This is a genomic window from Rhizobium sp. NLR16a, from assembly GCF_017948245.1.
In the GTDB taxonomy this organism is placed as follows: domain Bacteria; phylum Pseudomonadota; class Alphaproteobacteria; order Rhizobiales; family Rhizobiaceae; genus Rhizobium.
This window is the reverse complement of the sequence record NZ_CP072869.1, coordinates 316,568-330,346: the sequence shown is the minus strand read 5'-3', so window position 1 is coordinate 330,346 and position 13,779 is coordinate 316,568. Positions and strand designations below refer to the sequence as shown.

The 13,779-nt window shown below is 56.7% G+C and carries 11 protein-coding genes; 3 read left to right on the top strand and 8 right to left on the bottom strand.

The annotated features are described in order from the left end of the window. Window positions 1–133 precede the first annotated feature (133 nt). The 4 genes from J7U39_RS28580 to ugpC all read right to left on the bottom strand — a co-directional run bounded on the left by J7U39_RS28580 (window position 134) and on the right by ugpC (window position 5,112). Window positions 134–994 carry a carbohydrate ABC transporter permease gene (locus J7U39_RS28580; protein WP_246590488.1) on the bottom strand — a complete coding sequence of 287 codons (861 nt, stop codon included), beginning with the start codon at window positions 992–994 and terminating at the stop codon, window positions 134–136. Between the two features lie 80 nt (window positions 995–1,074). Further along, window positions 1,075–2,193, bottom strand: a complete 1,119-nt coding sequence (locus J7U39_RS28575) for a sugar ABC transporter permease (protein ID WP_246638661.1) — start codon at window positions 2,191–2,193, stop codon at window positions 1,075–1,077. A 111-nt stretch (window positions 2,194–2,304) separates the two neighbouring features. After that, on the bottom strand, window positions 2,305–3,966 hold the full coding sequence (locus J7U39_RS28570; RefSeq protein ID WP_168300958.1) for a sugar ABC transporter substrate-binding protein: 1,662 nt from the start codon (window positions 3,964–3,966) through the stop codon (window positions 2,305–2,307). A gap of 84 nt (window positions 3,967–4,050) precedes the next feature. After that, on the bottom strand, window positions 4,051–5,112 hold the full coding sequence (gene ugpC / locus J7U39_RS28565; RefSeq protein WP_210633116.1) for a sn-glycerol-3-phosphate ABC transporter ATP-binding protein UgpC: 1,062 nt from the start codon (window positions 5,110–5,112) through the stop codon (window positions 4,051–4,053). A gap of 359 nt (window positions 5,113–5,471) precedes the next feature. Here ugpC and J7U39_RS28560 point away from each other — a divergent pair, with 359 nt between their 5' ends. Beyond that, window positions 5,472–5,912 (top strand): RbsD/FucU domain-containing protein, encoded by a 441-nt coding sequence (locus tag J7U39_RS28560; RefSeq protein WP_168300962.1) that lies wholly within the window; start codon window positions 5,472–5,474, stop codon window positions 5,910–5,912. A gap of 163 nt (window positions 5,913–6,075) precedes the next feature. Here the strand turns inward: J7U39_RS28560 and qatD are convergent, their stop codons facing one another. From qatD to J7U39_RS28540, 4 genes are all read right to left on the bottom strand, one after another. After that, window positions 6,076–6,816 (bottom strand): Qat anti-phage system TatD family nuclease QatD, encoded by a 741-nt coding sequence (qatD, locus tag J7U39_RS28555; protein WP_168300964.1) that lies wholly within the window; start codon window positions 6,814–6,816, stop codon window positions 6,076–6,078. Further along, window positions 6,813–8,087, bottom strand: a complete 1,275-nt coding sequence (qatC, locus tag J7U39_RS28550; protein WP_168300966.1) for a Qat anti-phage system QueC-like protein QatC — start codon at window positions 8,085–8,087, stop codon at window positions 6,813–6,815. The genes qatD and qatC overlap by 4 nt, the downstream gene beginning before the upstream one ends. Next, complete coding sequence (qatB, locus tag J7U39_RS28545; RefSeq protein ID WP_246638659.1) at window positions 8,084–8,680, bottom strand: Qat anti-phage system associated protein QatB; 597 nt, start codon at window positions 8,678–8,680, stop codon at window positions 8,084–8,086. Before qatB ends, qatC begins: the two co-directional genes overlap by 4 nt. Window positions 8,681–8,970: 290 nt before the next feature. Next, window positions 8,971–10,821 carry a P-loop NTPase fold protein gene (locus J7U39_RS28540; RefSeq protein WP_168300973.1) on the bottom strand — a complete coding sequence of 617 codons (1,851 nt, stop codon included), beginning with the start codon at window positions 10,819–10,821 and terminating at the stop codon, window positions 8,971–8,973. Between the two features lie 151 nt (window positions 10,822–10,972). Here J7U39_RS28540 and J7U39_RS28535 point away from each other — a divergent pair, with 151 nt between their 5' ends. Beyond that, window positions 10,973–12,604, top strand: coding sequence for an AAA family ATPase (locus tag J7U39_RS28535; RefSeq protein ID WP_168300974.1), 1,632 nt, complete (start codon window positions 10,973–10,975; stop codon window positions 12,602–12,604). Further along, window positions 12,601–13,740, top strand: coding sequence for a UvrD-helicase domain-containing protein (locus J7U39_RS28530; RefSeq protein ID WP_168300977.1), 1,140 nt, complete (start codon window positions 12,601–12,603; stop codon window positions 13,738–13,740). Before J7U39_RS28535 ends, J7U39_RS28530 begins: the two co-directional genes overlap by 4 nt. Window positions 13,741–13,779 lie beyond the last annotated feature (39 nt).

The following is a 13,779-nucleotide window of genomic DNA, read 5'->3' as shown; positions in this document are numbered from 1 at the left end:
ACTGGACTGGGCTCACATCGTTTGGCGTTGCAGTTTACTTCACATAATAATACAATATTGTAAAGTTATGAAATGTTGTGCGGCGCACCATTTCGCGGATCGGGCTCGCCTTCTGTCGGCTACGGGCGCCACGCTATTTCACGGCGCCCGCCGTCAGGCCCTTAACGATGTAGCGCTCGAGGAATATGCCGATGAGCACGAGCGGCAGAATGGCGGCACTGGCGATCGCTGCCATGGACCACCAGTTGATACCCTGCGATCCGGTCTGGCTTGCGACCATCACCGGCAGCGTCTTGGCATCGGTGCTGGTCAGAAGAGCTGCGAAGAAATACTCGTTCCAGCAGAGAATAACGGACAGGATGAATGCCGCGACCATGCCGGGCAGTGCGATGGGCAGCACGATCCGCAGGAACGCGCCCCAGATCGAGCAGCCATCGACAAGCGCCGCCTGCTCCAGCTCCAGAGGGATCGTGTCGAACTGGTCGCGCATGATCCAGATGACGATCGGCAGGACCATCAGCGTGTAGACCAGGATGAGGCCGACAAGCGAGTCCAGCAGCATCAGTTGCTTGTAGAGAACCAGGAATGGCATCGCGAGCACGACCGGTGGCAGGATGAGCTGTGACAGGAAGAAGAAGGAGATGTCCTTGTTGCGCATCCAGAGAAATTTGTAGGAGAACCGGCTGAGGCCGTAGGCCGCGAGCGATCCGAGGACGACAGCGAGAAGCGAGGCGCCCGCCGACGCGACGATGCTGTTGAAGAACCGGCGGATGAACTCGTCACGGACGGTCGATTGCGCAAAGATCGTGTCGGGCGACAGGCCAAGCGAACGCCAGCCTTTCCAGTCCGGCGTAAAATCCACGAAGGGAATGAGGTGGCCCTGGGTCACGTTCACGGCGGTCTTGAATGACGTCGTCACCGTCCAGTAGATCGGAAACAGGGAAACGAAGGCCCAAAAGACCAGGGCGGCGTAGATCAGCATGCTACGGGTCATGAAGCTGGGCAGCGCGAAGCTGCGACGTGCGGGCGCTTTTGGACGTATTGCCCCATGTGCTGTCGACATCGTGTCAGCCCTCAGTTTGTTCTTTGCATCCATCGGCTTGCCCCTTTCAGGATAAGCGCGACGAAAATGATGATGATGACGAGATAGACTTCGGCGAGCATGGTGCCGTAGCCGACATTGGAACGGTCCCGGTATTCCCGAAAGATGAAACTCGAAACCGTGTCCGTCGCGCCGCCCGGGCCGCCTGCCGTCACATTAATGACGATATCGGCGAGTTTCAGCTCGAATATGATGCGCAGGATCAAGGCGGTCATGCTCACCGGCAGCATCAGGGGGAAGGTGATCTCCTTGAACGATTGCCAACCGGTGGCGCCATCGACCCGTGCCGCCTCCTTGATTTCTGCAGGCAATGCCTGCAGGCCGGCCAGCAGCAGAACCATCATGAAGGGAATGGAGACCCACGCATCCATGGCCATGATCGACAATCGCGCCAGCCAGGGGGTGGAGAAGAAGGCGGGATTGTCCCAGCCCAGATAGCGCGCCAGCGTCGCCGCGGGACCGAAACGGTACTCCATCAGCGACTTGCCGATCATCCAGCTGACGGCGACCGGACTCAGCATCAACGGCAACAGAAAAGCGACACGGAAGAACTTGCGTGCCTTGATCTCTGCGTTGAGCAGAAGAGCCAGGCTGAAGGCGATCGCATATTGAACGAGAACCGCCAGAACATAGTAGACCATGTTCAAAAGCGCATTCCAGAAATAGGCATCCGCCAGAAGCGTGCGCAGATTGTCGAGACCGTTGAAGCGTCGTCCCTCGACCGCACTGAGGTTCCAATCGGTAAACGCGATGTAGAGGCCGAAAATGGTCGGAAAGATCACCATGGCGACGGTAAAAAGAACGGCCGGGAGGACGAAGGCCGCGCGCTCGCCCGCCTCACCGCGGATCATCACCTGGGATACGCCGAAGACCACCGCCCAGATAAGATAGACGTAGAGCAGAGGGCGCCAGCTCTCAAAGCCCAACGCGGTGACGCCCATGGCATCGAACGACTGAAGCGCCAGGACCACTAGGAAGGTGATGGTCGCGATCGCCAGCAGAGCCTTGCCGAGCAGGACATGCTTTCCGGCGGGAGCAGCACGGCGCGCTGCGAACGGTTCGTTTGTAACCAGCGTCATTGAGTGAGACATGGCAGCAGACCCTCACGGCCGAAGTTTGAAAATCGTCTCTGCGGTTCCGGCGACACGGGAGAATCATGCCGCCGGACCCCGCGGGGAGCCATGAGGCGATTGACCTCAGGCTCAGACGCCGAGCGATGCATTGTAGAGGGCTATCTGCTTGTCGCGGCCCAGCTGATCGGTGATCTTCTCCCAGGCAACGGCAATCGCATCCGCCCCCTCCTGGGCTGTCATCTGGCCGGCGAACACCTTGGCCAACTCGTCTTCCGCGACGCTGTAATACTGGAAGATGCCGGGGATGCGCGGCTCGATGGCAGCATTGGGGTGGTTGTACGAGTTCGACTGCGAGGCGAGGTAGTTCGAGATGAAGGCCTCGTCGTAGCCAGCCTCGACCCATTCCTTGGTGTCGAACTGGCTCTTGCGATAGCACTGGAAGCCGGACGGATATGCCGCCATCCACAGAGCCAGGTCCTTACCGCCGAGATGGGCCGCCGCGCTCCAGGCTGCCTTCTTCTTTTTTTCGTCGCTGTCGACCCGGGCCATGACGTAGACACCCCATCCGAGGTAGGCCATATTCGGTGCGTGATTCGGACCGCTCGGCAGCTCGTCCCAGTGACCGGTCTTCGAATTGTAGACGTCATCCGAACCAGGCAGGATATCGAAGGCGACAGTGTCGCCGATCACCGACGTGTCGCTGGTGCGCGCGCCCGAGCCGACATCGCCCCACCAGGAAACCATGGATCCGGTACCAGCCAGGAACTGCTGGAAGGCGGTGGTGCCAGGGTCAGCATTGAGCTGATCGCCAGACTCCGACGGCAACGCGTCGATCACGTCCTGAATGGCCCGGACCCAGGCCGGGTTGTTGATCCGCGGCTTCATCGTATCAACGTCGAAGAGCCAGGCCTTGTCGTCCGGATGCTTGGCATAGGCGGTGGCGCGGCTGCCGAGGAAGTAGAAGCCGAACCCACCCCAGGCTTTCGGCGCATCGAGGTAGCCGATCGCTTCCATGCCGCCAATGGTCTTGCCCTTGAGGAATTTGGTGACTTCCTGAACCTTCTGCCAAGTCTTGGGCACGCCCCACTCGCCCTTATGCCCCTCGTCCTTCCAGGCCTTTGCCAGATTGGCATCGGTAAAGTAGTCGGCGCGGTAGTTGAAGTTGTGGCAATCGCCATCGACCGAGATGCGATACGTCTTGCCGTTCCAGGTTCCGACCGGCGCCTTGAGATAGTCGACATAGTCGTCCATGTCGATCTGGGCCTTGACCCAGTCCGGCATCTCGGATGCGAGCCCCTTGCCGCAGACATCGCCTTCGAAAGGCGCCCCCATCTCGAGGATGTCGAAATCCACTGTTCCGGTGGCGATGGCCTGCTGGAGACGCGGATTATAGTCTGCCTGCGCCAGGTCGATCCAAGAGATTTTCGCACCGGTATAATCTTCCCAGGATTTCAGGAAGCCGCGGAAGATCACATTGTGAAGATTCTGGTTGTTGAGCCCCATGAAAGACAGTTCGACGCCAGCGAATTCACCCTGCTTCACGCTGCTCTTGGTCGCGCCGAGGCACAGTTCCCCGACCTTTTGCCAATCCGCATCAGTCGGCGACCCCTTGCCGATGCCGGGAATCTGCAGGATCTTGCTGCGCAAGGACGCGTCCTGCGCGCTGGCGCTGCCGACAGCACCGAGAATGGTGCCGGCGGCGGCAAGAGCCCCCAGACTAGCGCCGGTCTTCAAAATGGCGCGGCGGCTCAGGCCGATCGCCATCATTCTCTCGAAATCACTGACTTTCATAATTCACTCCTCCCGTTGAACAAATCACCACACGTGATGGGTATCGGCCGAGCCCCTGCGTCGCAGGGCATCGGCGAAGCGCTTTCAATCGAGCCGCAATCCGGTTTTCAGATCGAAAAGATTCGCGGATGCCGGGTTTGGCGTCATTGCCATCGGCTGGCCGGATCGGTCCTCCACCCGGTCGCGAAAGACCCCGATAACCTTCTGGTTGCCGATCTGGGCAAAGACCTGCGTCTCCGATCCCGTCGTTTCCACGACAGTGATGTTGGCCGTCACTTCGCCGCCAAGCGCGAAATGCTCCGGCCGGATGCCGTAGAAGGCGGGCCGGCCATCGGAGCCTTCCGGTGCGCGAACAAGCGGCAGGCGGACGCCGTCGTCGGTTTCGAAAAGGGGTGCCCCGGACGTCCGGATGTGGCCTTTCAGCAGGTTCATCGACGGCGAGCCTATGAAATCGGCAACGAAAGTATTGGCCGGCTTGTCATAAAGTTCGAGCGGTGAACCGATCTGCTCGACGCGTCCGTCCCGCAGCACCACGATGCGATCCGCCATCGTCATCGCCTCGACCTGGTCATGGGTGACATAGATCATCGTGGTCGCAAGCCGCCGCTGCAATTCCTTGATCTCCGCGCGCATCTGCACCCGCAGTTTCGCATCCAGATTGGAAAGCGGTTCGTCGAACAGAAAAACCTTTGGATCGCGCACGATCGCCCGTCCCATGGCGACACGTTGTCTCTGCCCCCCGGAGAGTTGACGCGGATAGCGTGCGAGATAGGGAACCAGATCAAGAATCTCGGCCGCTTTTCTCACACGGCCGTCGATATCCGCCTTGGCCTCTCCGCGCATTTTCAGTGCGAAGCCCATGTTCTCGGCGACGGTCTTGTGGGGATAGAGAGCGTAGCTCTGGAACACCATCGCAATGTCGCGATCTTTTGGCGGCAGATCGTTCACTACCTGGCCGTCGATGCGGATATCGCCGAATGTGATCGGCTCCAGCCCCGCGACCATGCGCAGAAGTGTGGATTTGCCGCAGCCCGAAGGACCAACCAGAACCACGAACTCGCCATCGGGTATTTCCACCGAAACCCCATGGACTACGGTCAGGCTTCCGTAGGCTTTGCCGACGTTGACGATATCCATGGATGCCAATGCGAATTCCTCCCTATACGTCGCGCTCCCCACGACGCTTGATCGTCCCTCCAGAAGGCGGCGGCGGGGCGTCCCATCCAGCAACACCCCGCCGGCCGGTCCGCCCTGGGAGGGACATCATTCGGCTAGAAACTTCACATAATGACTCCATAGTGTAAAGTAGTTTATCCCCGCATCCAAAATATTTTTATGCTGCCTCTCATTCTCCGAGTTTTGCTCCTGTTTGTTCCTGTAATAGCCGGTGATTCCCCCTAAATGCCGAATGACGACCCCCTGCTCGACGTTAAAGCATGATTTGCAAACATCACGACGTACGTATACTCTGTGAAGAAAACCACTGCGGCCAAGGGAGGCACCAGGTGCTAAAAGGAATCGATCTGGTCATCAACGCTGAACTGATCCATGCGTTGATGCTGATGGGGCACGGGGACCAGCTGGTCTTGTGCGATATCAACCATCCCGCCCAGACCATCGCCCGGCACACCACCTACGGCCGCCTCATTGACCTCTCCGGCTGTGGTCTTGAGCGTGCAGCGGAAGCGATCCTAAAGCTGTTTCCGCTCGACACATTCGTCGACGCCCCCGTGAAACGGATGCAGGTTGTGGGCGACCCGGAAAAGCAGATGCCAATCTTTTCCGCGATGCAGACGGTTGTCGATCGCGCGGAAGTGCGGCCGATCAGGATGGACGCATTGGAACGCTTCGCATTCTACGAGGCGGCACAAAACTCGTTCGCAATTGTCAGAACCTCAGATCCTGGTCCGTACGGATGCTTTATTTTCAGCAAAGGTGTCATTTAGTCGAACTGACCGCCTTGAACCAATTCGAACTACCGACCGGCACGAAATTTTGTAAGGTACTGAAACACATCCATTTCCTGGTAATTCGAATGACCCATGGTTTTGACGCAACGCAGATTTTAGGATGATGCTCTCGACAAGCGATCGCGCCCCTTATGTGCGCTTAGTTTTCGGCTCGACCATAGCCCAATTGTCGTAAGTTCTCCGCCACCCGCCCTTCGACCGCAAGCGCATCTTCCGACCACAGTTCTGCGATCGCGTCCAATACGCGGTCGAGCTCCCATGGTAGAACAGACCTGCCCTCGATTTGTGTGAATGGTCCGTCAGATTCGGTTAACAGGCGATCACGGGGGATCATTTTGACGATATCCCGGCCCTTCTGACCATAGATCATCCCTGGTCCCACGCTGAACCAACAGCCCATGGAGACGGCGCGATCCAACTCTCGCTTTGTCCCCGAAAACCAATGAAGGATTGGTGTTCCTGCGCCTTTGTGCGCTTCGAGTGCATCCAATACCTGCGTGGCCGCCCGCCGACTATGAATAGTCATTACACGACCGCCCGCCTGGTCGCATAGATCTAAAATGCGATGAAACACCCGCTTTTGCGTTTCCCAATGGGGTCGCAACTCGGGTGAGCCGTCTAACCCGATCTCCCCTACGTATGTGGCTGATGGCAGGAGTCTTTCAAATAAGGGAAGTTCGCCATGGCGTTCATGTGCAATCTGCGGATGCAGCCCAAGCGCCGTTCTGATCCGCTTTGCCTTATGTGAAAGAGCGAGCGTGCCTTCCCAAGCCGAGGGCGTGTTAGTGACAGAGAGAACATAGATATTCCGGTTCACGCAGGACTGCGTGATCGCAACAGGATCCGGGTACAGATCAAGATGGCAATGGAAGTCAATCACTTAACACCATATAGTCGATGCAGCTCACCAAGTTCGTTTAACCCTCGATATAGCATGCCGCGGACACCGTTACGATCACCAATATCCGGAGGCGACAAGGTGTCGCCAAGCCACCGATCGAGGCCGTCAGCTTTCACCGAAGCCAACGCTATGGCAACGGAACGAACATCATCGAACGACGCGTGGTCTTCATCATCCTTTCCCAAAGGCTCGTAGACGTAGTCCGTCGTATCGCGCTTCGTGTCCCATGCGACGAATGCTGCCCGTCTCACTTGACAGGGAACGCAGCGACCGCAGTGCCGGTAATTGAACCGCTGAAAGCGCCCACAGCTGGTCGAATGCGCGGCCTCGGTCTGAAGGAAAATCTGGTCCTTGCATTCGATAAGCATTTCGCCCTTCGTTTTTTGGGCATAGGGATTTTCGATCTTCACGTTGAGGCTTGCGGCATCGAGGATCTTCTGGAACCGCGTTAGGAAGACAGGGTGCGCCGTGCGTGTGCTCAGGCTTCCAAGCCGGGAACCGGTGAGCGGCGGATTGATCGCAATGAACCCATTTTCGCAAACGTAGAGCGGAGCTGTGTTGCCTTTTGCGTATTTCTCCAGCGATGTAGCTACCACCACGCCAAAGGTCAAAAAGATCAGAGAGCGCGCTCGCTGTGACGTTTCCTGCGCGGTGGGGGAAGTCGCAACGTGATTGAGCTGCAGGTGCTTCGTCAGACCAATTTCCTGTGCGAAATCCCGTTGCTTCAGACCGTCCCCTCGAACGTTCTGGCTGACTGCCACCGGCTTCAATCCATCACGAGTCAGATCGATAGCGCCAACGAGACTGTCCAGTCCGCCGGATAACAAGACGACGCAGTCTTCTTTCAGTACCGAAATCTTCCTTGGCGGAGCGGGTAAAACGCCGCCGTCATGAAACCGAAGCTTCCAGCGGTCCGTTGTCAGGAACGCGAGCGCCTGCCGAAATTCGTCGGACATCGTATTCCAGAAAGCTGGGTCGGAAACGGCGACGTCGAGTTCAATCTCTCTAGTCCAGCCATCGGCGCTGTCATCTCGCAGTACCGAAAGGTCGGCGGTGATGATTGAAAGTGCGATCGAAAGCAGATCCCATGCCCGTCGATGGGGGTTCAGTCCCTTTCGCCGAAGCTCTGCCTTGACGGCTTCACCCGCACTTGCCTCCGAGGGGATGCGTGGCTGACCATACAGGACAACACGCAGATCGCCTTCTTCCAATGGAAGCTCGAACGATCCAGGTCCACAAACGAGCCTCATTCTGCGTATCCCTCGAAAACCTGAAAGGTATCCCGTAGTGCATCTCTAACCACCGCGGCGATACGGTTCGAGTTTACGCTCTTGCCCGCCGCTCTGAGTTTGCGAAAGGAAGCAGCTACGGTCTGTTTGATGTAGTCACGCACCTGTTTTAGGCGACTAAGAGCCATTGTGGCGGTGGGCGCTTTCTCGATGATTGTTTTTCCGACATCGAGTTCGAACCGACGAGCAACATCCATTGCGGTGAAACGCTCGATGGCGAATTCACGCTGTTCCGGTGTCAGGGCAGCCAAATCGGCATCAGGGTACTTCACCAAGAGATCCGAAAGCGAGTCCTTGATGGCGGTTCGTTCGGCCTCGGCGTCCTGAGTGCCATCGACGGGTCGAACCGCTTCGACGACAGCATCCATCACCTCGTTCGCGGTGCGGCCCGCAAGAAGCGCCGGATCCAGCGCACTGCCTGCGGGCTGTTGCCCCATAGTTTCGAGGATACCGCCGAGTGCACTGGCGGTGGCAACGGTTCCACCAAATCTGCTGGTCGTCGTCCTCGATCCGCCGTAGCCGTTACGCACGTAGTTACCCAAGCTGCGGCGCATATCACTTAAGTTTCCGGCCTTCGCAAATTCTCCAAGGCTTCGGCGGGTACCAGCGAACCGGTGACCGGGCGCGAGAGGGGCCGCTGGTGGCGGCACGTTAGGCGCAACGGGTTCGTTGGGAGCGGCATCTACCGGCTCCTGCTCTGGCGGATTTAGATCTGGAGCGGGGTCTAGCGGCGCGTCCGGTGGTTGGTCACCCGAAGGCGGATCTTCCGCCGGTGGCGCGGGGGTCCACGCGGGCACCATGGGGACGCCTCCCTTGGGTCCGTTACTCGATTGAGATGTCCCCATTATTGTTCGGCCTTCTCAATCGCTCTTTTGACCACCAGCGGCACACCCGTGCGCTTCCATTTCTCGAAAACGCCGTCCGCCCAAGGCTGGTCTCCGATTTTCGGAACGATCCCCGGGGTAATCTGCGCCGGTGGACGATCGTTCAAAAATGCCGCCAATCGTAGTCCTTGCTGAGGATCGGCTTTCGCAACCGCTAGGCAGGCTTCCAGGATAGCTGGAACTCCCCATTCTTGTTCTTGATGAGCACGGTCCAGGAGACGATCCATAATGATCGAGGTTTCTACGCGCGACACGCGTGCCAATTTGTCGACCAAGGCCGCAGCCATCTCAGGGTGGGTGAGCATTGCGGTCAATATTTCGGCCGCTTCGGTGGTTAATCTGTCACCGGGCGTTATGAGCGGCGCGTGCTCGCGGCTGACATACAAAGCGCCCAACAACTTCGCATCGTGTAGCGGCGGAGGCAAAGCCAGCCATTCCCTCGAGAAAGGAGCATCCCAGGGCGCGGCAAGGCTTAGGTCTTTTCCTTCTGTGGCCGCTTCTTCCCAATCCTTCAGGAATCTGGGTTTGCCGTCATCGTCTTGGCTAACGGCCTTCAATAGTTCGGCGTAAGCCAACGGGCTACCGAGACGTTCGAACAGGAGAAGCTTGGCGAGGACCGCCTCATCCACGCCGACGCCCTGAGCATTGGAGATCGCCATGCGGATAGAAAGTGCATTCAGGAAACGCTTGATCAGTCGGGGATTACCGACGATGCCCGAGGCAGTCGTCATGATAGGCGCAAGCCTTTCAGCCGTATCAAAACGTCCGATAAGATCTGCCGGTATGTTCTCGTGGAGTCCCGTTACATATGCCTTATCGACGCGCGCGCCCTGCCACGTCTTTCGCAACTGATCGATTATTCCAACCCGCAGCTTTTCCTTTACGTCGTCCTTCAAGTCGCTGTTTTCGATGTAGAGCAACATCATGTACGCGCGGACTTCCTGCGTTCCCAAGGGAGGAACGCGGATAGGCACCTGGATCAATTTGTCGAAGTAGCTCGTTACAAGTAGATCGTCGGGAACGCCTTCGAAATGCTTGCGGACGGCGTGTTTGATCATGTCGTTGTCGGCCGCGATGACGAATGCCGTATTTTTCAGAAACAGGAACAGCCGTATGGCCTCAAGGGTCGAGATCGTCGTCTCGGGGAGGCAACGGTCAAGGTCGTCGATCAACACGACAAGAGTTACCCCAAGCTCCTCAAGGGTCTCCTCGAAATTATCCCTGAGGGCTTGGATTTCCTTAGGAGGTGAGGTTTCCTCTGTCGGATTGAGAAGCCCGGAGGCAGCACTTGCCACCTCACCCGCTTTCGATTTGGCGTCTTCGATTAGTTTTTGGTCGACGGAACCACCTAGAAACCGCTGCCCCAGCCCCCACACTTCGCCGATGAGCCCAGTTGGAGGCAGTCCCATCGACACCGCTATCGCCGAGCCGGCAGCGAGCTTCATTGCACGCAGCCAGTTCACGCGTTTGATGAGCGCCTTGGCCTTGTCTACTCCTCTTTCGCGCGCTCTTGCTTCCTGCTCTAGCTTCGTCGCGATGACGTCCATCAATGCGGCGCGAGCGTCGTCATAACCTTGGTAAAGCCAAGCATTGAATTCGACGAAGACGAAGTCCTTCTCGCCTTCTTTCCTCTCTCGGTTAGCGAGGGATGCTTGGGTCAGTTTTATCATGGAGGATTTTCCAATGCCCCATGATCCCGAGACACCGATTGAAATTGGGCGCCCCCGCGCCTGGACGATGATTTCCGCTACGGTGTCGGCCACTCCCGAAAAATTAAGGAAGTCTCTTTCAGTCTCATTATCTGCCCACATTCAAGGCCTCCCACGTCGCGCCTATCGATAGTAAAACCATCGCACCGAAACGTTGCGCCGATGATTCGCGTTACCCTAAATTTGCAACGTATTGTTCGCGCCAAAGCTGTGTCAATTTGGAATTCTTGCGTCGCTGGAAATAGGGAAGTCGATGTATATCGAGAAAGTCAAAATCAAGAACTTCAAATGTTTCGAAAGCTGGTTCGAGGTCGATTTCAATCAGGGCGTCAATATCATTGTTGGTAACAACGAAGCCGGAAAGTCCACACTGCTTGAAGCTATCCATCTATGCCTGACGGGCATGCTGAATGGGAAATACCTGCGCACCGAACTATCTCCCTATCTTTTCAACCGGAAGGTCGAGCGGGCGTATCTTGACAGCATCGCCGCGAAAAAACCTATCGATCCGCCGGAGATCCAGATCGAGCTGTTTTTCGGCGGGGATAGCGATGCGTTGGAAGATCTTCGCGGAAACGGGAATTCCGAGGAAAGCGACAAGGCTCGCGGCCTTCTCTTCTCGATCGAGTTTGACAAGAAATATGACGGTGCCTATGCCGAGCTGCTAAAAAGCGGGGAGATCAACTCGTTACCCTTGGAATTCTATCAGGTGCAATGGTCGGAATTCTCCCGCCAACCGGCCATGGCCCGCACCGTTCCTATAAAGTCGGCCCTCATCGATTCTACGAGCACACGTGTGCAGAGCGGTTCGGATATGTACATCTCCCGCATCGTCAAGGAGTTTCTAGACGACAAGGAACGTGTTGCGATATCCCAGGCCCATCGCAAGCTGAAAGACGCCTTTAAGGCAGATGGCAATGTCGGCGCCATCAATGAAAAGTTGGCGGAAGCGGCGAAGATTAGCCGAAAAAAGGTCAGCATTTCGGTCGATATGTCCTCCCACAATGCCTGGGAAAACAGCCTTATGACGTATATTGAGGATGTGCCTTTCCACTATATCGGCAAGGGCGAGCAGTGCATCGTCAAGACGCGTCTCGCGCTGAGCAGCAAGAAGAATCGCGAAGCGACCGTACTGCTGATCGAGGAGCCGGAAAACCACCTGTCGCACTCGAAGCTCAACCAGCTCATCAGCGATATCAGCACCGACAAGAGCGGCAAACAAGTCATCATGACCACGCATAGTAGCTTCGTCGCGAACAAGCTCGGACTGGACCATCTGATACTGTTGCGGGAAGCGAAGGTCACTCGGATCAAGGATCTGGACGCGAGCGACTTCTTCCATAAGTTGCCTGGTTACGACACCCTGCGTCTTGTGCTGTCGCAGAAGTCGATCCTTGTGGAGGGCGATGCGGATGAACTGGTCGTCCAACGGGCCTACATGGATGCCAACGGGGGAAAACTGCCGATCGACGACGAGATTGATGTCATTTCGGTCGGGCTTTCGTTCCTGCGTTTTCTTGAGCTGGCGGTGGCGCTGAAGATCCCCGTCGTGGTAGCGACCGACAATGACGGGGATGTTGCTGCCCTAAAAGAGAAGTACGCCAAATACCAGGACATCGATCATATCAGAATCTGCTACGACCCTGAGGTGGACAAGGGCGATCTCGTCCTTGGCAAGAAGTCCTTTAACTACAACACTCTTGAGCCGAAACTGGTCAAAGCGAATAACGTTGAGACTTTCAACAAGCTATTCGGCAAAGTCCGTGGTCTTGATGACCTTCATCGTTACATGAAGAATAACAAGACCGAGTGTGCGCTAGCAATTTTCTCGGCAAAAACGAAAATCAATTATCCGAAATATATCCTGGATGCGATCGCCAAATGATGGGCCCGAATAAGCTCGTTATTGCTGCAGCAGGCTCGGGGAAGACCACCTACCTCGTCAGGCAGGCGCTTACGATTGAACAGGAGCGGGTCCTGATCACCACCTATACGGAATCGAACGAAGAAGAGATCCGGCGCAAATTTTTCGAAATCCATGGCTCAGTTCCGGGCAACGTGCATATCCAGACCTGGTTTAGCCTGCTAATCGAGCACGGCATCAAGCCCTTTCAAGGCAAGCTGTTCGATTGGGAAGTTGCCGGCATGCTTCTGGTTTCGCAGAGATCCGGTTTTCGCGGTCGTGACCGGCAAGACCGCCCCGTGTATTGGGGTGAAGAAGATTTCCGGCGCTGCTACTTCGACCGTCGAAATCGCGTCTATTCGGACAAATTGGCGAGGCTGGTGATGCGATGCAACGAGGCAGCAGACGGCGCCGTCATCGAGCGGCTTTCCCGTATTTATCCGTTTATTTTCGTGGATGAAGTCCAGGATCTTGCAGGCTACGACCTCAACATTTTGACCGCTCTCTTCAAGAGCCCTTCTAACGTCGTCATGGTAGGTGATCCCCGGCAGGTCACCTACGTCACTCATCTGGAGGCTCGTCTTAAAAAGTATAGGGATGGGGGGATTGCCGACTTCATTCGGGCGGAACTTCCCCGAAAAGTCACGTGCGATATTGATGTGACCAGCCTCATGGCATCGCATCGCAATAGCACCGCGATCTGCGAACTATCGTCGAAGCTCTATCCAAAATTGACGGCAGCGACTGCATGTAAATGCGCCGACTGTAGGCAGCCGGTCCCTGATGATGCGGGTCTCTACATCGTCCGACGTAACGATCTGCCACGCTATCTCAAGACCGGACGACCGGTACAGCTGCGATGGAGTTCCGCCGTTAAGGTTGCATCTGCAGCACTGCCGTCGCTTACGTTCGGACGCTCCAAGGGGCTCGGTTTTGACCGCGTCATTATCTATCCGACGAAAGAAATGATGGACTGGCTGAAGGGCGCCCAATCGGCGTTGAAAGCCGAAACCCGTGCAAAACTCTATGTTGGCCTAACCCGCGCAAGGCATACGGTAGCGGTGGTCCATGACCTTGCCGATGGTGAAGTCGTTCCAGGATTCACATTGTTCCAGTAGCGAAAATTTCCGAAAATGCACCCTTCATAGATCTATTAT